The 22,702-nt window shown below is 68.8% G+C and carries 20 protein-coding genes; 15 read left to right on the plus strand and 5 right to left on the minus strand.

The genetic code is table 11. The annotated features are described in order from the left end of the window. Positions 1 to 111 precede the first annotated feature (111 nt). Positions 112 to 492 (plus strand): hypothetical protein, encoded by a 381-nt coding sequence (locus APQ99_RS06950; RefSeq protein ID WP_227970909.1) that lies wholly within the window; start codon positions 112 to 114, stop codon positions 490 to 492. A 58-nt stretch (positions 493 to 550) separates the two neighbouring features. Next, positions 551 to 943, plus strand: a complete 393-nt coding sequence (locus tag APQ99_RS06955) for a hypothetical protein (protein ID WP_012289140.1) — start codon at positions 551 to 553, stop codon at positions 941 to 943. A 45-nt stretch (positions 944 to 988) separates the two neighbouring features. Here APQ99_RS06955 and gatB read toward each other — a convergent pair whose 3' ends face one another. After that, a complete protein-coding gene (gene gatB, locus APQ99_RS06960; protein WP_010902210.1) occupies positions 989 to 2,476 on the minus strand; it encodes an Asp-tRNA(Asn)/Glu-tRNA(Gln) amidotransferase subunit GatB in 1,488 nt (495 codons plus the stop codon). Positions 2,477 to 2,605: 129 nt separating this feature from the next. Here gatB and APQ99_RS06965 point away from each other — a divergent pair, with 129 nt between their 5' ends. From APQ99_RS06965 to APQ99_RS06975, 3 genes are read left to right on the plus strand one after another with little or no spacing between them, the layout of a single operon-like run. Further along, the gene (locus APQ99_RS06965; RefSeq protein ID WP_010902209.1) at positions 2,606 to 2,890 is read left to right on the plus strand and encodes a DUF7518 family protein; all 285 of its coding nucleotides are present in this window, start codon (positions 2,606 to 2,608) and stop codon (positions 2,888 to 2,890) included. Between the two features lie 21 nt (positions 2,891 to 2,911). Next, complete coding sequence (gene smc / locus APQ99_RS06970) at positions 2,912 to 6,484, plus strand: chromosome segregation protein SMC (protein WP_010902208.1); 3,573 nt, start codon at positions 2,912 to 2,914, stop codon at positions 6,482 to 6,484. Continuing rightward, complete coding sequence (locus APQ99_RS06975) at positions 6,477 to 7,337, plus strand: segregation and condensation protein A (protein ID WP_010902207.1); 861 nt, start codon at positions 6,477 to 6,479, stop codon at positions 7,335 to 7,337. Before smc ends, APQ99_RS06975 begins: the two co-directional genes overlap by 8 nt. Before the next feature lie 4 nt (positions 7,338 to 7,341). Here the strand turns inward: APQ99_RS06975 and APQ99_RS06980 are convergent, their stop codons facing one another. From APQ99_RS06980 to APQ99_RS06990, 3 genes are all read right to left on the minus strand, one after another. After that, positions 7,342 to 8,043, minus strand: a complete 702-nt coding sequence (locus tag APQ99_RS06980; protein ID WP_010902206.1) for a DUF7504 family protein — start codon at positions 8,041 to 8,043, stop codon at positions 7,342 to 7,344. Between the two features lie 72 nt (positions 8,044 to 8,115). Then, entirely contained in the window at positions 8,116 to 8,970 is an 855-nt protein-coding gene (gene mtnP / locus APQ99_RS06985) for an S-methyl-5'-thioadenosine phosphorylase (RefSeq protein WP_136361089.1), read from the minus strand. A gap of 54 nt (positions 8,971 to 9,024) precedes the next feature. Then, positions 9,025 to 9,717, minus strand: a complete 693-nt coding sequence (locus APQ99_RS06990; RefSeq protein ID WP_010902203.1) for a phosphoribosyltransferase — start codon at positions 9,715 to 9,717, stop codon at positions 9,025 to 9,027. Positions 9,718 to 9,991: 274 nt separating this feature from the next. On the opposite strand from APQ99_RS06990, the gene APQ99_RS06995 reads away from it, so the two are divergent. Next, positions 9,992 to 10,897 (plus strand): PhzF family phenazine biosynthesis protein, encoded by a 906-nt coding sequence (locus APQ99_RS06995; protein ID WP_010902202.1) that lies wholly within the window; start codon positions 9,992 to 9,994, stop codon positions 10,895 to 10,897. On the opposite strand, the gene APQ99_RS07000 is transcribed toward APQ99_RS06995, so the two are convergent. Then, entirely contained in the window at positions 10,898 to 11,287 is a 390-nt protein-coding gene (locus APQ99_RS07000; protein ID WP_010902201.1) for a hypothetical protein, read from the minus strand. Positions 11,288 to 11,420: 133 nt separating this feature from the next. Between APQ99_RS07000 and ppsA the strand changes: the two genes are divergently transcribed. The 9 genes from ppsA to APQ99_RS07040 all read left to right on the plus strand — a co-directional run bounded on the left by ppsA (position 11,421) and on the right by APQ99_RS07040 (position 22,697). Further along, positions 11,421 to 13,679: a pyruvate, water dikinase gene (ppsA, locus tag APQ99_RS07005; RefSeq protein ID WP_010902200.1), complete on the plus strand. Its 2,259-nt coding sequence runs from the start codon at positions 11,421 to 11,423 to the stop codon at positions 13,677 to 13,679. Between the two features lie 39 nt (positions 13,680 to 13,718). Continuing rightward, entirely contained in the window at positions 13,719 to 15,005 is a 1,287-nt protein-coding gene (locus tag APQ99_RS07010; protein ID WP_010902199.1) for a M48 family metallopeptidase, read from the plus strand. A 25-nt stretch (positions 15,006 to 15,030) separates the two neighbouring features. Continuing rightward, positions 15,031 to 16,098 (plus strand): tyrosine decarboxylase MfnA, encoded by a 1,068-nt coding sequence (gene mfnA, locus APQ99_RS07015; RefSeq protein WP_010902198.1) that lies wholly within the window; start codon positions 15,031 to 15,033, stop codon positions 16,096 to 16,098. A 60-nt stretch (positions 16,099 to 16,158) separates the two neighbouring features. Further along, positions 16,159 to 18,228, plus strand: a complete 2,070-nt coding sequence (metG, locus tag APQ99_RS07020) for a methionine--tRNA ligase (protein ID WP_010902197.1) — start codon at positions 16,159 to 16,161, stop codon at positions 18,226 to 18,228. An 88-nt stretch (positions 18,229 to 18,316) separates the two neighbouring features. Continuing rightward, positions 18,317 to 20,056: a pyruvate kinase gene (gene pyk / locus APQ99_RS07025; RefSeq protein WP_010902196.1), complete on the plus strand. Its 1,740-nt coding sequence runs from the start codon at positions 18,317 to 18,319 to the stop codon at positions 20,054 to 20,056. Positions 20,057 to 20,093: 37 nt separating this feature from the next. Continuing rightward, the gene (locus APQ99_RS12565) at positions 20,094 to 20,270 is read left to right on the plus strand and encodes a DUF7312 domain-containing protein (protein WP_010902195.1); all 177 of its coding nucleotides are present in this window, start codon (positions 20,094 to 20,096) and stop codon (positions 20,268 to 20,270) included. 32 nt (positions 20,271 to 20,302) lie between these two features. Then, a complete protein-coding gene (locus APQ99_RS07030) occupies positions 20,303 to 20,812 on the plus strand; it encodes an NfeD family protein (RefSeq protein ID WP_010902194.1) in 510 nt (169 codons plus the stop codon). Positions 20,813 to 20,851: 39 nt separating this feature from the next. Continuing rightward, on the plus strand, positions 20,852 to 22,030 hold the full coding sequence (locus APQ99_RS07035; RefSeq protein ID WP_010902193.1) for an SPFH domain-containing protein: 1,179 nt from the start codon (positions 20,852 to 20,854) through the stop codon (positions 22,028 to 22,030). A 55-nt stretch (positions 22,031 to 22,085) separates the two neighbouring features. Further along, positions 22,086 to 22,697 carry a winged helix-turn-helix transcriptional regulator gene (locus APQ99_RS07040; protein ID WP_010902192.1) on the plus strand — a complete coding sequence of 204 codons (612 nt, stop codon included), beginning with the start codon at positions 22,086 to 22,088 and terminating at the stop codon, positions 22,695 to 22,697. Positions 22,698 to 22,702: the final 5 nt, after the last annotated feature.

Below are 22,702 nucleotides of genomic sequence, written 5' to 3' on the forward strand. Positions count from 1 at the left end.
GCGTTCGCGATGCCGGGTGGCCGTGGGTGCGCAGGCGAGTGCTCGCGCGGCCGCTCGCAGCGCCTGCGAGCGCACGAAAGAACTACCCCCGTGGGTTGTCTCACCACGCCTATGAACCGCTACCAGTGCTCTCGCGTTCTCGGGCTCGTACTCGCCGTGCTCGGGGCGTGTGTCGTCGCCCTCTCGTACCCGCCGCCGAGCTGGCTCGCCGCAGAAGCCGTGCTTCTCATCGCCGCCGGTGTGCTCATGATACTCTCCGGGACGCCGAGCGCGCTCCGTGACCGCGTCGGTCCCCACCGACTGCTCGGCGCGGGGAACGCCGTACTCGGCGCGTGGCTGGTCGTCTTAAAGCTGGGTGACACCGGAACCGACGCCGAGCTCGCGTACGCCATCGCCGTCGGGCTGGGCGGCGCAAGCCTTGCGTTCGTCGGGCTGGCGTACGTCTTCCGGCCGGGCGACTTCGGCCTCGGGTCGGACGGCTTCCCCGAGTGATGTCGGTCGGGTCCAGAGGCACAGCAGACTTATCCCGACGCCGGCTGTCGTCGCCACCGTGACGTGGAGCGAAGCGACACCGGTGTTCGGGGCGTTCCTGGTGTGTCTCGGGAGCGGGCTGCTCGCGGTGTCGGCCGTCTCGGGCCACCCAGCCGGACTCACCGAACAGTCGGGGCTGCTCGTCGCGGCCGGCGTCGCGTTCGTCCTCGCTGGCACCCCGGAGAGACGCCCCGAGTTCGTCGACGAACACTGGCTCGCGGGCGCGGGGTACACCACACTCGGCGTGGTCATGCTCATCTCCGGATACACCAAAACCGGGTTTGGAGCCACGCTGGCGGCGGGGACCGGCACCGGCTGGCTGCTCGCTGGCTGCCTCAGTGTCGCTCTCGGTGTCGGCACTGGTGTGCGGCCAGCAGTCGTCGGGTCCGACCGGACGGACGCAGAATCGTAGCCGCCAGCGGCGGCGAAGGCGAGCGATGAGGGGCCGCGGCGAGGGTTACGCCTGCGCCAGTTCGTCGCGCAGCAGTTCGTTGACCTGGCCGGGGTCGGCGCTGCCGCCGGTCTTCGCCATCACCTGTCCGACGAGGAAGTTCAGGGCGTCGCCCTCGCCGTCGTGGTAGTCCGCGACGGCGTCGGGGTTCTCCGCGATGGCCTCGGCGACGGCGTCCGCGACCGCGTCCCCCGAGGTCTTCCCGAGTCCCTCGGCATCGACGATCTCGTCCGGGGCTCGGTCCTCGTCGAGCATCGTGCGCAGCACGACTTCCTCGGCGTTCTTCGCCGTGATCTCGTCCTCGGCGACGAGTTCGACGAGGCGTTCGAACTCGTCGTCGCGGTCGGCCACGTCGTCCAGCGAGAGGTCGCGGTAGTTGAGCTCGCCCAGAACGTTGTCCGCGACCCACGTCGCCGCGAGGGCGGCGTCGTACTCGTCGGCGAGTTCCTCGAAGAGGTCCGCGACGGCTTTCCGGGAGGTGAGCTTCGACGCCGTCTCGTCGCCGACCCCGTACTCGGTCCGGAAGCGCTCGCGGCGCGCGTCCGGCAGTTCCGGGATCGGGATCTCGTCTTTCCAGTCAGAGACCTCCAGGGGCGGGATGTCGGCCTCCCGGAAGTACCGGTAATCTTTCTCCTCCTCCTTGGAGCGCATCGAGACGGTGACGCCGCGGGCCTCGTCCCAGTGGCGGGTCTCCTGGGCGACCGCCATCCCGCGTTCGAGCTGGTTGCGCTGGCGCGTGGTCTCGTAGGCAAGCGCCTTCTGGGCGGCGCGGTGACTGGAGATGTTTTTCACTTCGGTCCGGTTCGCGGCTTCGAGCACGTCGTCGCTGGGACCGCCCTCGCCGGCGAGTTCCGCGCTGTCCACCATCGAGATGTTGGCGTCGACGCGCAGGCTGCCGTCGCGTTCGGCGTCGAAGACACCGAGATACTCCAGGACCGACGTGAGCTTCGCGAGGAACGACCGGACTTCCTCGGCGGCCCGGAAGTCCGGCCGGGTGACGATCTCCATCAGGGGCGTGCCGGCGCGGTTGTAGTCCACGAGCGTGTAGTCGGCGTCCTCGATGCTGCCGCCGACGTGCTGGAGGCTGCCGGGGTCCTCTTCGAGGTGCGCGCGCTCGATGCCGATGGCGCGCCGGTCGTCGGCGGTGCCGACCTCGAGTTCGCCGTCCTGGCAGATCGGGGCGTCGTACTGCGTGATCTGGAACCCCTTGGGGAGGTCGGGGTAGAAGTAGTTCTTCCGGTGGAAGCGCGTTCGCTCGGGGATGTCGGCGTCGATCGCTTTCCCGAGTTTCACGGCGGCTTCGACGGCCCCCTCGTTCAGTGTCGGGAGCGCCCCCGGAAGTCCGAGGCAGACCGGACAGGTGTGCGTGTTCGGGTCTGCGTCGTCGGTGTCCGTCGAACACCCACAGAAGATCTTGGTGTCCGTCTCCAGTTGCACGTGGACCTCCAGCCCGATGATGGCCGTGAGATCCCGTTCGGCTGCCTGCGCACTCATTACCAACGGATTCTCGGTGCGTCCGCTTAGGAGTAACGAAGCCCCGAACCCACAACCAGTAGGACGACTAATAGGTGTCTGACGCACGTCCGATACATCCTTTTATGTATCGAGGCCGGTTCCCAGGATATGAGCGACGACGCCACCGACCTCGAAGACCGAGTCGCTGAACTGGAAGCGACCGTGCGCGGCCTCACCGAGGAGCTGGTCGATGCGGGCGAACGCATCCGGGCGCTCGAAGCCGAACTCGACCAGCCACCGTCAACCGACGCGCTCAGGCAGGCTCGCGACCAGTCCGCCATCGAGCCCGCCGACGACCAGCCAGCTGACGGGACGGACGCCGACGACACCGAGGACGACGCCACGACCGATGACACCGACGACTCCGGGCTCGACGACATCATCGTCGCTTGAGGCTGGCCGCCCCCTTTGCACATGTACATAGAGGAACTCGTCGTTGAGAACTTCAAGAGCTTCGCAGGGACCACCCGAATCCCGTTCTACGAGGACTTCACGACGATCAGTGGTCCCAACGGCTCCGGGAAGTCGAACATCATCGACGCCATACTGTTCGCGCTTGGGTTGGCCCGCACCACCGGGATGCGCGCCGAAACGCTCACTGATCTCATCTACAACCCCGCTCACGAGGGCGCTGATGGAGCCGCGGGGCCGACGGAGGCCAGCGTCGAAGTCGTGTTGAACAACGACGCGGGCGTGGTCTCCCGGTCGCAGGTGACCACCGCCGCCGGCTCCGAGAACGTCGGCAGCGTGGACACCATCACGATCAAGCGCCGCGTCAAGCGCACCGACGACAGCCACTACTCGTACTACTACCTGAACGACCGGTCGGTGAACCTCGCGGACATCCAAGAGCTGCTCGCGCAGGCCGGGATCGCCCCGGAGGGATACAACGTGGTGATGCAGGGTGACGTCACTGGCATCATCAACATGACCGCCGGCGAGCGCCGCGAGATCATCGACGAGATCGCGGGTGTCGCGGAGTTCGACGCGAAGAAGCGCGACGCGTTCGAGGAGTTGGACGTCGTCGAGGAGCGCATCGGGGAGGCGGAGCTGAAGATCGACGAGAAGCGCGACCGCCTCGACCGCCTCGCCGACGAGCGCGAGACCGCCCTCGAATACCAGGACCTGCAGGAGGAAAAACAGGAGTACGAGGGGTACGCCAAGGCCGCCGAGTTGGAGGAGACGCGCGCCGACCTGTCGGCAACGCGGGCGGACATCGACGAACAGGAACGCGAGTTGGAGGGGCTCACCGCCGAGTTGGACGAGCGCCGCGACACCGTGGGCCGCATCGAAGCGGATTTGGCGGCGTTGAACGCCGAGATCGAGCGCAAGGGTGAGGACGAACAGCTCGCGATCAAGCGCGAGATCGAGGAGATCAAAGGCGAGGTGTCGCGGCTCGAAGACACGGTCGCGGCCTGCGAGGATCGCGTCCAGGACGCGGACGCCGAGCGCCGAGAGGCGGTCGTCGAGATCGACCGCAAACGCGAGCGGATCGACGCCCTTGAGACCGACATCAGGGAAGTGAAAGTCCAGAAGGCGTCGGTGACCGCGGAGATCCAGGAGCGCCGCGACGAGCTCGCCGACATCGAAGCCGAGATCGAGTCCGTGGACACCGAGTTCGACGAGCTGAAAGCCGCGCTCGCGGACGAGAAGACCGCCCTGGAGGACGCCAAACGCGAGCGCAACGACCACCAGCGGGAGCAAGACCGACTGCTGGACGAGGCCAAACGCCGCAGCGAGGAGCTGGCCGACGCCGAGGCCGACTTGGAGGATGCCCGGGCCGAGCTCCCCGAGGTGGACGCCACGCTGGACGAGCTCGCGGACGAACTGGAGAAGGCAACGCGGAACCGCGAGCAGATCGTCGACGTGGTCGAGGACCTCAAACAGGAGAAGCGCCAGCGCCAAGAGGACCTCGCGGCGGTCGAGGACGAGCTGTCGGCGGCCCAAGAGGAGTACGCGCGCCTGGAGGCGCAGGCCGACCAGTCGGGAGACTCCTCGTACGGGAAGGCGGTGACGACGGTGCTGAACGACGACCGGGACGGCGTGCACGGCACTGTCGGCCAGTTGGGTGGCGTGCGCGAGCAGTACGCGACCGCCTGCGAGACGGCTGCGGGCGGGCGGCTGGCGAACGTGGTGGTGGACGACGACGGCGTCGGGCAGCGCTGCATCGAGTACCTCAAGCAGCGCAACGCCGGCCGCGCGACGTTCCTCCCGATCACCGAGATGCAGCAGCGGTCGCTGCCGAGCGCGCCGGCGATGCCCGGCGTGGTGGACTTCGCGTACGACCTCGTGGACTTCGACGAGCGGTACGCGCCGGTGTTCTCGTACGTGTTGGGGAGTACGCTGGTCGTGGAGAACATGGAGACCGCACGCGACCTGATGGGCGAGTTCCGGCTCGTGACGCTGGCGGGCGATCTCGTCGAGAAATCCGGTGCGATGACCGGGGGGAGTCGGTCGGGGTCGCGGTATTCGTTTTCGAAATCCGGGAAGGGGCAACTCGAACGGGTCGCCGAGCGCATCCAGGGTCTCGAAGACGACCGCGAGGACTGCCGCCAGGAGGTCCGCGAGATCGACCAGCGCCTGGATTCGGCGCGGGACCGCCGCCAGGACGCCACCGAGCAGGTGCGGACGATCCAGGCCGACATCGAGGCCGCCGAGGCCGACCGGGAGGCCGCCGTGGAGCGCATCGCGGATCTCGAAACGCGCATCGAGGAGCTGCAGGACGAGCGCGAGGCCGTCGACGCGGAGATGCAGACCGTCGACGCGGAGATCGACGCACAGCAGGAGACGATCGCAGCCATCGAGGCCGAGATCGAGTCGTTGGAGGCGGAGTTGGCGGAGTCGAGGATCCCCGAACTCACCGCCGAAAAGGAAGACATCGAGGCGACCGTCGTGGACCTAGAGGGTCGTGTCGACGAGCTCGATGGCGAGCTGAACAGCCTCACGCTCGAAAAAGAGTACGCCGAGGACGCCGTCGAGGACCTCCAGGCTGACGTGGCCGACGCCGAGAGCCGGAAAGCCGACGAGCAGGCGCGAATCGAGGCGTTGAACGGCGACATCGAGGCCAAGCAGGCGGAGCTCGCTGAGAAGGAGGCGGCGGTTGAGGACCTCGAAGCCGAGCTGGCGGACCTGAAACGCGACCGCGAGGAGCGCAAGGCCGACCTCAGTGAGGCCGAAGACGCCCGCGACGAGCAGGCGGCCGCGGTCGAGGACGCACGACACCGCCTGGAGCGCCTGCAGGCGGCAGCGCAGACGCTCAGCGAGGAGGTCGCGGAGCTGGACGACGCCGTCGGGGAGTACGATCCGGCGGAGATTCCGGACGCCGACGTGGTCGCGGAGAACGTCGAACGCCTCGGCGCGCGCATGGAGGCGTTGGAGCCGGTGAACATGCTCGCGATCGACGAGTACGAGTCGGTCGCCGACACCCTCGATAGCCTGGAGGCGCAGCGAGCGACGCTCACCGAGGAGGCCGACGGGATTCGGGAGCGCATCGCGCGCTACGACGAGCAGAAGAAGTCGACGTTCATGGCGGCGTTCGAGGCGATCAACGACCACTTCCACCGCATCTTCTCGCGGTTGTCAGCCGGCACCGGCGGGCTCGAACTCGAAACCCCCGACGACCCCTTCGACGGGGGGTTGACGATGAAGGCACAGCCCGGGGACAAACCCGTCCAGCGGTTGGACGCGATGAGCGGCGGCGAGAAGTCGCTGACCGCGCTGGCGTTCATTTTCGCCATCCAGCGCCACACCCCCGCGCCGTTCTACGCGCTGGATGAGGTGGACGCGTTCCTCGACGCGGTGAACGCGGATCGCGTCGGCGAGCTCGTGGACGAGCTTGCGGGCGACGCGCAGTTCGTCGTGGTCAGCCATCGGTCGGCGATGCTCGACCGCTCCGAGCGCGCCATCGGGGTGACGATGCAGGCTGACAACCGCAGCATCGTCACCGGCATCGACCTCTCGGCGCAGGGGGCGGTCACGGATGACTGATCGGGACGCGGTGCCGGTGGCCAGTCCCGGCCACGAGGGGCGGAGTGACGCCGACGGCGATGCGGTCGAGCCGGTGGCGGTGCTGGTGCGGTTGGCCGAGCGCGGCGAGATCGAGCCCTGGGACATCGACATCGTCGCGGTGACCGACAAGTTCCTGGCGGCGCTCGACGAGGCCGATCTGCGGACGTCGGGGCGGGCGCTGTTCTACGCCAGCGTGCTGTTGCGGATGAAAAGCGAGGCGATGCTGGACGACGACGACGACGAGGACGCCGACGACGGTGACGACGAGCGCGCGCCCTGGGAGCCGCCGGGCGGGGACGACGCACAGCCGGCGTCGGATCCGGTGGCGTCCCTGGAGGCCGAAATGGAGCGGCGCCTGGACCGCAAGCAGGCGCGGGGCAGCCCACAGACGCTAGACGAGCTCGTGCGCGAGCTCCGGGAGGCCGAGCGGGGGTCGTGGTGGAAGGAGTCCAGGGAGTACGACACCAGCGACAGCCCACAGGGGTTCCGGCGGGGCGTCAATGAGATGGAGTACCGCAGCGGTGACGCGGGCCGGATGGCTGACGAGCCAACCACCGCGGAGACGCTCGGGAACGCCCACGGGGAGGACATCGAGGCCACGATCACCGACGTCCGGGGGGCGCTCGCCGCGCAGTACGAGGCCGGCCGGGACGAGGTGTTGTACGCCGAGATCGCGGCTGCCGGGCCGTCCCGAGTGGAGACGTTTCTGGCGGTGCTGTTTCTCGCACACCGGGGCGCGGTCACGCTCGCCCAAGACGAGTTGTTCGGCGACCTCTGGGTGCAGGCGACCGAGGAGTTCCCCGCACAGGCGGCGACAGTGCCGCCGGCGTGAGAGGCTACAGCTGGAACCAGCCGGTCTCCCGGCCGGAGCTGTGGAGGTGCCAGCGCTGGCGGGCGTGTTGGCCGGCCGTCGTTTCGATCTCGACGGTCGCGTCGAACAGCGGCTCGATGGTTCCGAGCACGTCGTCGTCGGCCGACGCCGAGACGTGGACGTGGCCCATGCCGTCGACGCGCCGGATCGCGCCACAGAGCAAGTGTAGGAACCGGAACAGCTCGGTTTCCGCGATGGTGCCGGCGGTGGTGGCGTCGATGTAGGTGTCGAGGCGGTCGAGGCAGACGCGGAGCTCACCCGGGCCGTCGGCGTCCGCAGCCACCCGGTCGATGGCGGCCTTGGTTGTGGTGTAGACGGCCTCCAGATCCAGGTGATCGGGGGCGCGCTCGTACCACTCCGTGGTGGCAGTCGGGCCGGTGGGGGCGGCGCTGGTCGTCGTGGTTGTGCTTCGCGTGTCGGAAGTGGCGTCGACGACGGCGAACGATCCGGGATCCGTGCGTCGTGGGCGGTGGCGCGTGAGGATCGTCGGAACGTCGACTGCTGTCGAGAGGAAGACGTGGCTGCGGTCGAGCTCGGGAGCGCCGAGCAGGCGCTCGCAGGCGGTGCCGTGGCCGGGCGCGTCACTGGCGACAAGCAGTGTACAGCCGCCGCGTTTCAACTCGGCGAGCTCCGCCGAGAACGCCTGTGCATCCACGTCACCCTGCATATACACTAACGAAGTCGGCTCACGTATTTACATTTTATGTCTACGGATTCGAATCTTAGTGTATTGTGACCGCTATATGTGGTCGCCGAGCAGCGGCGCGACGCGGTCGCGGGTCTCCTCGGGGATGGCCTCCGGGGGCGTGTTGACCGTGCCGTCGAGGCTGTGGCCGCAGTCGCAGTCGCGCTCGTCGGGCAGCGTCTCGATGGCGCGCTCGACGGTCGCCTTGATCGCGTCCTCGTTGGCGGCGGCGTTGGCGAGCACTTCGTCGAGCGTGACTTCGCTGTCCGCTTTCCAGACGTCGTAGTCGGTGACGCCGGCGACCGTCGCGTAACACATCTCCGCCTCCCGCGCGAGCTTCGCCTCGGGGATGGCGGTCATGCCGACGAGGTCCCAGCCCTGGGCCTTGTAGAACTCCGACTCGGCGCGCGTCGAGTACTGGGGGCCTTCGATGCAGACGTACGTGCCGCCCTGCTGGGTGTCGGCGTCGGTGGCGTCGGTGGCGGCGTCGTGGAGGTGCTCGACCATGTGCGGACAGTAGGGGTCCGCGAACGGCTGGTGGACGACGACGCCGTCACCGAAGAACGTCGCGTCGCGGTGGTTCGTCCGGTCGAAGATCTGGTCCGGGATGACCAGCGTCTGGGGGGACAGCTCGTCTCTGAGGCTGCCGACGGCGTTGGACGCGAGGATGCGCTCGACGCCGAGCTGCTTGAACGCGTAGATGTTGGCGCGGTACGGGAGGTTCGTCGGCGACCGCTGGTGGTCGGAGCCGTGGCGCGGCAGGAACGCCACCTCGGTGCCGGTGTCGCCGAACTCGCCGATGGTCACCGGCGCGCTCGGGTCGCCGTACGGCGTCGAAACGGCTGTTTCCCGGACGTCGTTCAGTGGCAGTGCGTCGTAGATGCCGGAACCGCCGATGAAGCCGATCACACCAGGATGTGAGCGGGCCCCACACCTAAACGATGCGGTGGCGGCCGGCGGGCGTCACACGAGCGCCCAGCGGTCGGCGTCGGTGGCGGCGAGCACGTCCCGGCGCACCATCTCGGAGCGGACTTCAGTGAGGCGGTCAGGCTGTGCGATCTCCATCTGGATGCGGTCGACGTCGTGGTAGTCCGCGAGCAGGTCGCGGATGCCGGCCGTGGTGTAGGGGCCGTCGTCGTCGGTGGCCATCACGCCGGCGATGATGTCGATCATGTCCTCGATGAAGTTCCAGGGGTAGACGATCCACGCCCACTCGTCGAGGCGTTCGCCCACGTAGTCGGGCTCGAAGGCGCTGGTCTGCAGCAACTGGAGGGTTGCCGTTCGGACCGCGTTGGCGTCCCGGTCTTGGACGTACTCGTGGGCGTGTTCGATGGAGCCGCCGGTGTCGGCGATGTCGTCGATGATGAGCACGTCCTTGTCCTCAACGGAGCCCTCCGGCATCGGGTACCGGACTTCGGGCTCGGCGGATTTCTCCGCGGTGCCGACGTAGTGCTCCATTTTCAGGCTCGTGAGGTCGTTCAGGCCGAGGAAGTCACAGAGACACCGGCCCGCGAACCAGCCGCCGCGGGCGAGCGCGACGACCACGTCGGGCTCGAAGTCGGCGGCTTTGACCTGGTCGCTGACGTCCCGGCAGAGTCCGTAAATATACTCCCAGTTGGTGATCGTGCAGTTGAAATCGTCCGGGAGGTCACTCATTGCGTGTCAGCACTCGCTCGCGTCGCTACTTAACGGTTTACAGGCCGGCCGAGCGGACCCTGGGCCCGAACCGAGCGCGCTCGGGCCCAGGAACGCAGAAGTGGCCTCCACCCGGGAGCGGGCGTATGACGGCACCGCGACGGACCGCCTGCGGAGATCAGTCGGCGGCGGTCGTCGCGGCACTCGCAGGCTGGCTGGATCGGAGTGACGCCGCGGCGAGCTGGGGCGACGCGAGGAGGAAAACAGGCAAGCCCGAGGGCCCCGAATCGGGGCCATGACCGAGACGCGAGCGCTGCTCGTGGACGCGTTCACCGACGACTCGTGTGCGGGCAACGCCGCGGGTGTGGTGCCGGACGCCGGGGGACTGACCGACGACCAGATGCAGGCGATCGCGGCCGAGCTCGGCGCCAGCGAGACGGCGTTTCTGCGGCCGAGCGACGCGGCCGACCGCCGACTCCGGTATTTCACACCGACCACTGAGGTCGACCTCTGTGGGCACGCGACCATCGCGAGTCACGCGCACCTGTACGACGACGGCGCGCTCGCCGCCGGCGAGCACACCCTGGAGACGAACGTCGGGGTGCTCGACATCGAGGTGGCCGAGGACGGGACCGTGTGGATGGCCCAGAATCCACCGACGGTCCGCGAGGTGGAGCTGTCCTACGAGCGGGTCGCGGAGGCGACCGGGACCGAGGCGGCCGCGCTGCGGGGTGCCAGCGACGACATCCCGCTTGCGGTCGCCGACACCGGGCTGCCGTTCCTGATCGTGCCCATCACGTACCTCTCGGATCTCGGCGACGCCGACCCCGATTTCGATGCCGTCGAGGCGCTCGCCGACGACGTGGGCGCGGCGGGCGTCTACATGTTCTCGTTCGACGCGCTCGACCGGGCGTCGACGGCGCATGGGCGGGCGTGGGTGCCTGGTGTGGGCGTCGATGAGGACCCCGTGACGGGCACCGCGAGCGGGGCGGCGGGCGCGTATCTGGCGCGGTTCGGGGCGTTCGACGGGGACGCACCGGATGAGATGGTGTTCGAGCAGGGGCATTTCGTGGATCGGCCGGGGCGGGTTCGGGTGCGGGTCGCTGGCGATGCGCCGATGGTCGGCGGGCGTGGCGTGTCGACGCTCGACGGGACGCTGGCGGTGCCGGCCGAGACCGAGGAGGAGATCCTGGAGGCGTAGTCAGTCGTCGTCGCGCTTGAGCTCGCGGAGTTCGCGGTTGGCCGACTGGAGGTCGGTCTGCATGTCCGAGAGGCGGTCGTCGAGCACGCTGACGATGTCGGATTTCACGCGTGCGGTGTCGAGGGTGTCGTCGAGTGCGTCCTCGTGGGCGGCAGTGAGCGTCGTGTACAGCGCCCAGGATGCGCCGAACCGGTAGATGACGACGCCGGCGGCGGCGAGCGCGAGCCCGGGAACGGCGTCAGCGAGGTGGGGGCCGGATGGGAGACCGTGTTCGAACGCGGGCTGTGCGAGGACCCCGCCGTAGCCGATGAGCGCGAGCGCGACGATGCCGAGGATCGTCGTGGCGAGGAAGTATTTGCTTGAGTGTGTGGCGGCGCGTTTCGCGTCCATGCGCGGTCTCACGGAGTGCGCCGGGTAAAACCCATCGAGTAGAAACGACAACTCGGTTCCGAGTACCATATGTCAGTTCTCCAGAGGGGTTCGGAATATTCATAGGGGCATTGCGTGACTGTACAGACGCCACATGGCTGTACGCTGGCTGGAAGACGTACGCGCCGACGACATCGACAGTGTCGGCGGCAAAGGGGCATCACTCGGCGAACTCACGGATGCCGGGCTCCCAGTCCCACCGGGCTTCGTCGTGACCGCCGGCACCTACCGGACGTTCATCGAGGAGGCAGGGATCGACCAGGAGCTGTTCGACGCGGTGGGCGTCGACGCCGAGGACTCCGACGCGCTCGCCGACGCCGCGGCGCGCGCGAGCGACCTCATCCTGAACACCGACTTCCCGGCGAGTCTCCGCGAGGACATCCTCTCGTCGTACGACGCCCTCGACGACGGGGCGGCGTTCGTCGCGGTCCGGTCCTCGGCGACCGCCGAAGACCTCCCGGACGCGAGCTTCGCCGGCCAACAGGAGACGTTTCTCAACATCACGCGTGAGGCGCTGCTCGACCACGTGAAACGCTGCTGGGCGAGCCTGTTCACGGAGCGCGCGATCTACTACCGACAGGAACAGGGCTTCGATCACGACCGCGTGAACATCGCCGTCGTCGTCCAGCGCATGGTCGACGCGGAGAAATCCGGGGTGTTGTTCACCAGCCACCCCTCGACCGGCGCACACGAGGCCATCGTCGAGGCCGCCTGGGGGCTCGGCGAAGCGGTCGTCTCCGGGGCGGTGTCGCCGGACAACTACGTCGTCGACCGTGACACGGACACCGTCGAGGAGGCGACGGTCGCCGACAAGAAGGTGATGCACGTCAAGGACGACGACACCGGCGAGACCGTGTCCCGCGACGTGCCCGACCGGAAGCGCACCCAGCGCGTCCTCGACGACGGCGAGATCAGCGACCTGGTCACCATCGGGGAGCGCGTCGAAGCCCACTACGACGCCCCACAGGACGTGGAGTGGGCGATCGTCGACGGCGACGTGTACATGCTGCAGTCCCGGCCGATCACGACCATCGAGGACGACACCGACGGGGCGGTAGCGAACACCGACGGTGGTGGCGGCGACGCCGTCGTCACCGGACTGGGCGCGAGCCCGGGTGTCGCGTCGGGGCCGGCACGCGTCGTCACGAGCCTCGACGAGCTCGACAAGATCGGCGAGGGCGACATCATCGCCACCGAGATGACGACCCCCGACATGGTGCCGGCGATGAAGCGGGCGGCGGGCATCGTCACCGACGAGGGCGGGATGACCAGTCACGCCGCCATCGTCTCCCGCGAACTCGGCTGTCCGGCGGTCGTCGGCGCGACGGACGCCACGACCACGCTGTGCGACGATCAGGCGGTCACGCTCGACGGTGACCGTGGCGTCGTCCGCGACGGCCGCGAGGAGACCACCACCGAGCACGACCCCATCGAGGACGCGCGACCGACGACGCCGGTGAAGCCGATGACCGCCACCGAGGTCAAGGTCAACGTCTCCATCCCGGAGGCCGCCGAGCGCGCCGCCGCGACCGGTGCCGACGGGGTCGGGCTGCTCCGCATGGAGCACATGATCCTGTCCACGAACAAGACGCCCAAGCGGTATATCGACGACCACGGCGAGGACGCCTACGTCCAGGAGCTCGTCGACGGCATCCGGGGCGTCGCCGAGGAGTTCTACCCGCGGCCGGTGCGGGTTCGCACGCTCGACGCACCGACCGACGAGTTCCGGCAACTCGAAGGCGGCAACGACGAGCCCCACGAGCACAACCCGATGCTCGGCTACCGCGGGGTTCGGCGCAGCCTCGACCGCCCGGACGTGTTCAAACACGAGCTGTCGGCGTTCCGGCGGCTCTACGAGATGGGGTACGACAACGTGGAAGTGATGTTCCCCCTGGTCAACGACGCCCAGGACGTTGCGCGGGCACGAGACCTGATGGCGGACGCCGGCATCGACGTCGAGAAGCGATCGTGGGGCGTCATGATCGAGACGCCGGCGGCCGCGCTCGCCATCGAGGAGATCGCACAGGAGGGCGTGGACTTCGCGAGCTTCGGTACGAACGACTTGACCCAGTACACGCTGGCCGTCGACCGCAACAACGGCAGCGTCGCCGACCGGTTCGACGAACTCCACCCGTCGGTGTTGACGCTCATCGAACGCACCATCGACGCCTGCCGCGAGCACGACGTCGCCACCAGCATCTGCGGGCAGGCCGGCTCGAAACCCGAGATGGTGGATTTCCTGGTGGAGACCGGCGTGTCCTCGATCTCCGCGAACATCGACGCCGTTCGCGACGTCCAACACGAGGTCAAGCGCGTCGAGCAGCGACTCCTGCTCGAGTCGGCCCGTGAGTGACCGCCGGGATTAGGGAGGCGCGGAACCGACACTGAGGGGATGCTCGTCCACCACGTCGTCTTCCTCGCGCTCGTCGCCGGGACGACGCTGTTGTTCGCGTCGCTGGCGGCACTGAACGTCCGGTACGCGGAGCGCACAGTCCGCGAGCGCAGCGCCTGGCTGGCCACGCATATCGGCGTCGACGACCCCGGGGAGCTGCTGGCGTACCACCGACTCGGGACGGCGGTGAGCCAACTCCGGTCGGTCGTGCTGGCCGGCGCTGTGTTGGGCGTCCTATACACCGGCGCGTTCGGGGCCGCCGTGGCGTTCGTCTACGACACCGTCGGCAGCGACGTGCTGGCCGGCGTCGCGCTGCTCGTGGGGGCGACGGTCGCCATGCAGGTGGCGCGCGTGCCGTTCGACGCCGTCGAGACGTTCGGCGTCGAGTCGGCGTTCGGGTTCAACGAGCAGTCGCCGGCGCTGTTCGCCCGGGACGCGCTGTTGAGCGCCGGGCTGGCGGGCGTGTTCGTCGCAGTGCTTGGCGGGGCCGTCCTGGTGGCTGTGGCGGCGCTCCCCGAGTGGTGGTTCGTCGCCGCGACCGGGATCGTGGGGGTGTTCCTGCTGGCCACGCAAGTGCTGGTGCCCCGGGTGGTGATGCCGTTGTTCTACGACTTCGACCCCGTCGACGAGGGCGGACTGCGGGACGCCATCGAGGACGTCTTCGACCGCGCGGGGTTCGCCTGCGAGCAGGTGTACGTCATGAACGCCTCGTCGCGGTCGGGGCACTCGAACGCGTTTTTCACGGGGTTCGGCGCGACCAAGCGGGTGGTGTTGTTCGACACGCTCATCGACCAGATGGGCGAAACGGAGCTTCAAGCCGTGCTTGCCCACGAGCTCGCCCACTGGAAGAACGGCCACATCTGGCAGACCATCGGGGCGGCCACGCTGCAGGCTGGGGTGGTGTTGTTCGTGGCGTCCCGGCTGCTCGATGCCGGCTGGCTGTACGGCATGTTCGGGGTGCCCGAACAGCCCGCGGCCGGGCTGTTGCTTGCGGGGGTGTGGTTGCAGCCGCTGAGCCGGCTCACCGCGCCGCTACAGAACAGACTCTGGCTGGCAAACGAGCGGGAGGCGGACGCGTTCGCCGTGGACGTGATGGGGGGCGGTGAACCGCTCGCGGACGCCCTGGGGGCGCTCACGAGCCAGAACCTCGGCAACCCGTTCCCGCATCCCTACTACGAGGCGTTCCACTACCAGCATCCGCCGGTGCCCGAGCGCATCCGGTATCTGACCGCGGCCGACAGCGGGGCCGCCGCGGAGCGGTCGGCGTGCCGAGAGCGGAACCGCTAAACGGCTGCTGTCGTTGCATGCGGGTATGACGCGTGGGGAAGCGCGGCGGCCGCCACAGGAGTTCGACCGGGTGCTGTCCTCGATGTGCACGACGCCGCATCCCGCGGCCCGCGAGGCTGCACAGGCGTTTCTGGCGACCAACCCGGGCGACCCGGAGACGTATCCGGCGGTGGCCGAACGCGAGCGCGACGCCGTTGCACTGCTCGGTGAGATCGTGGGGTTGTCGTCGCCACACGGCTACATCGCTGCCGGCGGCACGGAGGCGAACCTCCAGGCGGTCCGGGCCGCGCGCAACCGCGCCGACGCCGACGCCGTGAACGTGGTTGCGCCGGCGAGCGCGCATTTCAGCTTCCAGAAGGCCGCTGACGTGCTCGGCGTGGAGTTGCGGCTCGCGCCCACTGACGGGGATCACCGGGCGGACGTGGCTGCAGTGGCGGACCTCGTGGACGGCGACACCGCCGTGGTGGTCGGGGTGGCCGGAACGACCGAGTACGGGCGGGTGGACCCGATCCCGGCGCTGGCGGACATCGCAGCCGGGGTGGACGCGAACCTCCACGTCGACGCGGCCTGGGGTGGGTTCGTGTTGCCGTTCACCGACCACGACTGGAGCTTCGCCGACGCGCCGGTGAACACGATGGCCATCGACCCACACAAGATGGGGCAGGCACCGGTTCCCGCAGGGGGGTTTCTGGCGCGGGATCCCGAGACGCTGGACGCGCTCGCCATCGAGACGCCGTATTTGGAGTCCGACACCCAGCCGACGCTGGGCGGGACGCGGTCGGGGGCCGGCGTCGCGGGCGCGCTCGCCAGCCTGCGGGCGCTGTGGCCGGACGGCTACCGCGAGCAGTACGAGCGCACGCAGGGCAACGCTGAGTACCTCGCCGCGGAGCTCGCCGCCCGCGGATACGACGTCGTTGACCCCGAGTTGCCGCTGGTCGCTGCCGACATGCCCGACGCCGAGTTCCAGGCGCTGCGCGAAGAGGGGTGGCGGATCTCCCGGACGGCGTCGGACGCGCTGCGCGTGGTCTGTATGCCCCACGTCACGCGGGAGATGCTGGCGGCGTTCCTGGACGACGTCGACGCGCTGGCGTGACCCTGGTGGGTGGTAACGCAATCAGCGGGCTTTAGGCCCGCGGCACGGCAACAGGGACACATGACAGACGAGGACTACCCCACGGACGATCCGGCGGTGGTGACCTGTGGGCTCCCCTATCCGACCGGGGACTTGCACATCGGCCACCTGCGGACGTACGTGAGCGGCGACGCGTTCAGTCGCGCGCTCCGAAAGCTCGGCCAGGAGACGGTGTTCGTCTCGGGGACGGACATGCACGGGACGCCGATCGCCGTCCAGGCCATCGAGGCCGGGGTTGGGCCGCTCGACCTCGGGCTGGAGCGCCACGAGCAGTACGCCGACACGTTCGAGGAGTTCAGCGTCGCGTTCGACACCTACGGCCACACCGACGAGGAGACCAACGTCGAGCTCACCAGGGAGTTCGTGGGGGCGTGGGAGGACAACGACCACGTCTACGAGACGGAGATCCAGGTGGCGTACGACCCCGACGCCGACCAGTGGCTGCCCGACCGGTACGTCGAGGGGACGTGTCCGTACTGCGGGGAGCACGCGCGCGGCGACGAGTGCGACGAGGGCTGCCAGCGCCACCTCGAACCGGGGGAGATCGAGGCGCCGGTGAGCACCATCACGGGCAACAGCGCGGAGTACCACGAGCGCGCGCACAAGTTCCTCCGGCTGTCGGACTTCCAGGAGTATCTGGAGGGGTTCATCAACCGGATGGAGGGGACGAACAACGCGAAAAACCAGCCCCGCGAGTGGATCGAGGGCGGGCTGGAGGATTTCTGCATCACGCGGGACCTCGACTGGGGGATCGACTACCCCGGGGAGGGTGGCGACGACCTCGTGTTGTACGTCTGGGTCGACGCCCCCATCGAGTACGTCGCCGCCACGAAGCAGTACTCCGAGCGCGTGGGCACCGAGGAGTTCGACTGGGCGTCCGTCTGGAAGGACGGCGACGGCGAGATCATCCACGTCATCGGCCGCGACATCATCCAGCACCACACCGTGTTCTGGCCGTCGATGCTGGCGGGCGCGGACTACGCCGAGCCGCGGGCGGTGTGTGCGACCGGGTTCGTGAACATCGACGGGCGGGGGTTGTCGACGTCGAAGAACCGCGCCATCTGGGCGGCGGAGTACCTCGATGCGGGGTTCCATCCGGACCTGCTGCGGTATTACCTGGCGACCGCGAGCGGCTTCGAGCGCGACGTGAACTTCTCCTGGGCGGAGTTCGCGCAGCGCGTGAACACGGAGCTTGCGGACGCCGTGGGGAACTTCGCGTACCGGGCGCTGTTGTTCGCGAACCGGAACTTCGACGGCACCCCCCAGGAGGTCAGCCTCACGGACGACGTCGAGACGGAGATCGCGCAGGCGATGGACGACTACGAGGACGCGCTGAACGAGTACGATCTGCGGACCGCCGGCGAGCGCGCGGTGGCGCTGGCGCGGTTCGGCAACGAGTACATCCAGCACAACGAGCCGTGGAACCTCGACAGCGAGGCGGCCGCGCCGGTGATGCGGGACTGCGTGCAGCTCGTGAAGGCGGTTGCAGTGCTCCTGCAGCCGTTCCTGCCGGAGAAGACCGAGACCCTCTGGGCGCAGCTCGGTGAGGACGGGCGTGTGAGTGACGCGACGATCGCGGACTGCCTGCAGGCGCCGCCCGCGGAGTTCGGGGAGCCCGCGGAGCTGTTCGAGAAGATCGAGGACGACCGGGTCACCGAGCTCGACGAGGCGCTGGCCGCGAAGATCGAAGCTGCTAGTAGCGAGGACGCCGATGGGGAGGGTATGGCCGACGAGACAGCCGACGACGGGATCGAGCTCGAACCGCTTGCCGAGGACGATATCAGCTTCGAGGAGTTCCAGGCGCTGGATCTGCGGGTGGGGGAGGTCGTCGAGGCCGAGGGCATCGAGGGCGCTGACGATCTGGCGCGCCTCGAAGTCGACATCGGCCACGAGGTGCGCCAGATCGTCGCCGGCATCAAGCAGCTCCACGACCTCGACGCGCTGCCGGGGACGCGGGTGGTGGTGGTGGCGAACATGGAGCCGTCGGAGCTGTTCGGCGTGGAGTCCAACGGGATGGTGTTGGCGGCCGGGGAGGACGCCGACCTGCTGACGACCCACGAGGACAGCGAGCCCGGCACGAAGGTGATGTAGGGCGGGCGGCCACCGCCCCGCACGCGAATGGAACTCAGTATCGAGTAAAGAGCGTGGGTTTTTGCCGGGCGGCGGTGTACCGTCGCGTATGAGAAACGCGAAGATCGTCTGTACGCTCGGCCCCGCGACCAACGACGACGCGTCGGTGCGGGCGCTCGCGGACGCCGGCATGACGGTAGCACGGATCAACGCCAGCCACGGCGACGCGGCCGCGCGCCGGGAGCTCATCGAGACCACGCGGGCCGTCGACGCCCAGACCGACAAGCCGCTTGCGGTGATGCTCGACACCCAAGGCCCGGAGGTCAGGACCGCACCGATCGACGACGACGGCACCATCCACATCGAAACCGGCAGCGACGTGGCGTTCGTCGAGGGCGACACCGCGACCCCCGATCGGATCGGGATCTCCACCAGCATCGCGGCCGCCGAACCCGGTGACACGGTGTTGCTCGACGACGGCCGCATCGAGGCCGACGTCGACCGCGTCGCCGGCGACACGGTGCACGCCACCGTGGTGTCCGGCGGGAGCCTCGGCAGCCGGAAGGGCGTCAACGTGCCGGGCGTCGAGCTGGACGTGGACGTCGTCACCGAGAAGGACCGCCGCGATCTGGCGTTGGCCGCCGAGCTGGACGTCGATTACGTGGCGGCGAGCTTCGTCCGGGACGCCGACGACGTGTTGGCCGTCAACCGCGTCCTGGAGTCCCACGGTGCCGACATCCCCATCGTGGCGAAGATCGAGCGGGCGGGTGCCGTGGAGAACCTGGACGGCATCATCGACGCCGCCCAGGGCGTGATGGTGGCGCGCGGCGATCTCGGCGTGGAGTGTCCGATGGAGGACGTGCCGATGATCCAAAAGCGCATCATCGCGCAGTGCCGGGACGCGGGGGTGCCGGTGATCACCGCGACCGAGATGCTGGACTCGATGGTGCACGCCCGGCGTCCGACGCGCGCGGAGGCCAGCGACGTGGCCAACGCGGTCCTGGACGGCACCGACGGCGTGATGTTGTCCGCGGAGACCGCGGTGGGGGACAACCCCACGCGGGTTGTCGAGACGATGGACCGCATCGTGCGGGAGGTCGAAGGCAGCGCGGAGTACAGCGAGCGCCAGGAGCAGGCGGTGCCGACGGCCGACGGGACGGCGAAGACGGACGCGCTGGCGCGGTCGGCGCGGTATCTGGCCCGCGACATCGACGCCAGCGCGGTGGTGGTGGCCTCCGAGTCGGGGTACACCGCCCGGAAGGCCGCGAAGTTCCGGCCCAGCGTCCCGGTGGTCTGTGCGACGCCGTCCCACGACGTGCGCCGGCAGCTCGCGCTCAACTGGGGGGTCCACGCCAACTACGCGGCGGTCGCGGAGGGCGACGCGACGACGGTCGTCGAGCGCGCGGTGCAGGCGGCCGTCGACTCCGGCGTGGTGGCGAGCGGCGACACCGTGGTGGTGCTCGTGGGCATGATGACGGAGCTTGAGGGCGCATCGACGACGAACACGCTGAAAGTGCACGTGGCCGCGGAGACGCTCTCGACCGGGCGGGCGGTCGTCGACGGGCGGACGACCGGCCGGACGTACCGTGCCGACAGCGGGGATCTCAGCGACGCCCCGGAGAACGCGGTGGTGCTGTTGGCGCACGGGTTCGACGGCGAGTTCGACGGCGATCTCTCGAAGATCGGGGCGATCGTGAGCGCGGACGCCGGGCTGACCGGGTATCCGGCGGTGATCGCGCGCGAACTCGACGTGCCGATGGTCGGCGATGTCGACGTGGACGCGGTGCCGGCTGGCGATCTGGTGACCGTGGACGGCGAGCGCGGCGTCGTCTACGAGGCCGATCAGTGACCCCGATGCTTTTGGCCGTTGACGGCCAACCCGGGGTATGAGTCAGACGGACGACGACCGCGAGTGGCGGTTCACGCTGAACGAGGTGGGCGAGGACGCCACCACCAGCCCGGAGACGATCGAAGCGGGGTCGCCGGCCGCGGAGAACGTGGCGTTTTTCGTGCTCGGCGTCGCCACGATGGTGGGCGCGATCGGCCTGCTGTTGTTCGGGTAACGGTTTTCACTGCGGTAGCCTAACGCACGGGTATGGAGGGCGTGTTCGGTCAGTCGCTGTCGTTCGTGCTCGTGGTGATCGGGGCGGTGTTATGCATCGCCGAGGCGTTGGCACCCGGCGCGCACCTCATCGTGTTGGGCGTGGCGTTGCTCGCCGCCGGGCTGGCCGGGATGTTCGTGTTGTCCGGCGCGACGGCGTTCCAGCTCGCCGGCCTGGTGTTAGTGGTGGGGATGGTGGCGCTGTACGTCTACCGCTACTACGAGATCTACGAGGGCACGGGTAGCGGGCAGACCCAGTCCTCAAGCGACCTGCGCGGAAAGCGCGGGTACGTCGTCGACCCCGTGACTCCGCGTGAGGGGCGCGTCGACCTCGAACACGGCGGCTTCGATTCGTCGTACGCGGCGCGCACGACGACCGGCACGATCCCAGCGGACACCGAGGTCGTGGTGGTGGATCCGGGCGGCGGGAACGTGGTGACCGTCGAGCCGGTCGCTGACGCCGCAGCCGCGGGCAACGACGCCGAAGACGGGGTCCCGGGCTGAGGCGAACACTTATTGTGTAGTCGCCGGACGGTTGAGACGATGTATACAGCACTCAGTGTCGGCACCGCTGGCGCGGCGGCCGCCGACGCGCTCCCGGCAGCGATCTTCGGCGGATCGTTGACGACGGTGGTCGGGCTGTTGTTGCTCGTGTTACTCGCGGTGGTCGTCTACGAGACGGTGCAGATCGTCGACGCCTACGAGAAGCAGGCGCTGACGGTGTTCGGCGAATACCGGGGGTTGCTCGAACCCGGGATCAACGTCATTCCGCCGTTCGTCTCCCGGACGTACACCTTCGACATGCGCACGCAGACGATCGACGTGCCCCGCCAGGAAGCCATCACGCGGGACAACTCCCCGGTGACCGCGGACGCGGTCGTGTACATCCGGGTTCGGGACGCCAAGCGCGCGTTCCTGGAGGTCGACGACTACAAGACCGCCGTGTCGAACCTCGCGCAGACGACGCTGCGGGCGGTGCTGGGTGACATGGAGCTCGACGACACGCTGAACAAGCGCCAGGAGATCAACTCCCGGATCCGCACGGAGCTCGACGAGCCCACCGACGAGTGGGGGATCCGCGTCGAGAGCGTGGAGGTCCGTGAGGTCAACCCGAGCCAGGAGGTCCAGCAGGCCATGGAGCAACAGACCAGCGCGGAGCGCCGCCGCCGCGCGATGATCCTGGAGGCCCAGGGTGAACGGCAGTCCGCCATCGAGAACGCGCAGGGTGACAAGCAGTCGAACATCATCCGGGCGCAGGGGGAAAAGCAGTCCCAGATCCTCGAAGCACAGGGGGACGCCATCTCGACGGTGCTCCGTGCGAAGTCCGCGGAGTCGATGGGCGAGCGCGCCATCATCGAGAAAGGAATGGAGACCCTGGAGGGGATCGGCGAGGGCGAGTCCAACACGTTCGTGCTCCCCCAGGAGGTCACGAGCCTCGTCGGCCGGTACGGCAAACACCTCGCGGGCAGCGATGTCGGCGACGGTGGCTCCGATCTGGAGAGCATGGCCTTCGACGAGGAGACGCGCGAACTCATCGGCCTGGACAACATCGACGAGATCCTGAACCAGATCACCGAGGAGGCGGACGTCGACCCGGCGGACTTGGAGGAGAAGGCCGAGGCGGTGCAGCGCGGCGAGGACGCGGGACTGCAGGACGCCGGCGAGGTGATCGAGGAGATGGACGCGGAACTCGACGACGGCACCGAGGACACCGGCGCGTAGCGCGGCGCTGGCGGTACGGAACACTTTTGTTCACAGCTATCGTACAGCGATTTGAATGGGTGTCGACGAGGACAAGCGCGCGACCCTGCGTCGGTTCGCGGCGGTGGGTGCGGCGGGGCCACTGGCGCGACTGGCGGGCGGTGATTCCGACGACGACGGGGCGTCGGGAAGTGACGTCCGGGACGCGATCACGGGCTACCTTGCGAGGACGCCGGGCGCACACTTCTCGAAGCTCCGGGACGATCTCCAACTGGGGACGGGGGAAACCCAACACCACCTGCGGCGGCTGTGTGCGGACGGCGTCGTCGAAAGCGTCCGCGACGGGGAGTACAAGCGGTTCTACCCCGCCGGCCGGTTCTCGGCGTTCGAGCGGCGCGCGCTGGGGTATCTGCGCCGGGAGACCGCGCGCGGGATGATCCGTGAGTTGCTGTCGAACCCTGACGCGTCGGCGGGCGCTGTCGCCGATGCGCTGGACGTGTCACCCGCGACGGTGAGCAAGTACGGCGCCGAGTTAGAGGCGGCGGGCGTGCTTTCGCGGGCGGACGGCTACGAGATCCAGGAGCCGGAGACGCTCGTGGTGTTGCTCGTGCGGTACGCCGACTCCTTCGACGCGGCGACGGTGGCGTTCGCCAGTGAGGCCGCGTCGATGGTCAGCTACGATCCGTAGCGCGC

It is taken from the genome of Halobacterium salinarum DSM 3754 (genome assembly GCF_008124605.1).
GTDB classification, from domain to species: Archaea; Halobacteriota; Halobacteria; order Halobacteriales; family Halobacteriaceae; genus Halobacterium; species Halobacterium salinarum.

Excerpts from the sequence above, each read along its gene's own strand:
- APQ99_RS06950 (WP_227970909.1), top strand. The coding sequence starts at position 112 with ATGAACCGCTACCAGTGCTCTCGCGTTCTCGGGCTCGTACTCGCCGTG.
- gatB (WP_010902210.1), bottom strand. The coding sequence starts at position 2,476 with ATGAGTGCGCAGGCAGCCGAACGGGATCTCACGGCCATCATCGGGCTG.
- APQ99_RS06965 (WP_010902209.1), top strand. The coding sequence starts at position 2,606 with ATGAGCGACGACGCCACCGACCTCGAAGACCGAGTCGCTGAACTGGAA.
- smc (WP_010902208.1), top strand. The coding sequence starts at position 2,912 with ATGTACATAGAGGAACTCGTCGTTGAGAACTTCAAGAGCTTCGCAGGG.
- APQ99_RS06975 (WP_010902207.1), top strand. The coding sequence starts at position 6,477 with ATGACTGATCGGGACGCGGTGCCGGTGGCCAGTCCCGGCCACGAGGGG.
- APQ99_RS06980 (WP_010902206.1), bottom strand. The coding sequence starts at position 8,043 with ATGCAGGGTGACGTGGATGCACAGGCGTTCTCGGCGGAGCTCGCCGAG.
- APQ99_RS06990 (WP_010902203.1), bottom strand. The coding sequence starts at position 9,717 with ATGAGTGACCTCCCGGACGATTTCAACTGCACGATCACCAACTGGGAG.
- APQ99_RS06995 (WP_010902202.1), top strand. The coding sequence starts at position 9,992 with ATGACCGAGACGCGAGCGCTGCTCGTGGACGCGTTCACCGACGACTCG.
- APQ99_RS07000 (WP_010902201.1), bottom strand. The coding sequence starts at position 11,287 with ATGGACGCGAAACGCGCCGCCACACACTCAAGCAAATACTTCCTCGCC.
- ppsA (WP_010902200.1), top strand. The coding sequence starts at position 11,421 with ATGGCTGTACGCTGGCTGGAAGACGTACGCGCCGACGACATCGACAGT.
- APQ99_RS07010 (WP_010902199.1), top strand. The coding sequence starts at position 13,719 with ATGCTCGTCCACCACGTCGTCTTCCTCGCGCTCGTCGCCGGGACGACG.
- mfnA (WP_010902198.1), top strand. The coding sequence starts at position 15,031 with ATGACGCGTGGGGAAGCGCGGCGGCCGCCACAGGAGTTCGACCGGGTG.
- metG (WP_010902197.1), top strand. The coding sequence starts at position 16,159 with ATGACAGACGAGGACTACCCCACGGACGATCCGGCGGTGGTGACCTGT.
- pyk (WP_010902196.1), top strand. The coding sequence starts at position 18,317 with ATGAGAAACGCGAAGATCGTCTGTACGCTCGGCCCCGCGACCAACGAC.
- APQ99_RS12565 (WP_010902195.1), top strand. The coding sequence starts at position 20,094 with ATGAGTCAGACGGACGACGACCGCGAGTGGCGGTTCACGCTGAACGAG.
- APQ99_RS07030 (WP_010902194.1), top strand. The coding sequence starts at position 20,303 with ATGGAGGGCGTGTTCGGTCAGTCGCTGTCGTTCGTGCTCGTGGTGATC.
- APQ99_RS07035 (WP_010902193.1), top strand. The coding sequence starts at position 20,852 with ATGTATACAGCACTCAGTGTCGGCACCGCTGGCGCGGCGGCCGCCGAC.
- APQ99_RS07040 (WP_010902192.1), top strand. The coding sequence starts at position 22,086 with ATGGGTGTCGACGAGGACAAGCGCGCGACCCTGCGTCGGTTCGCGGCG.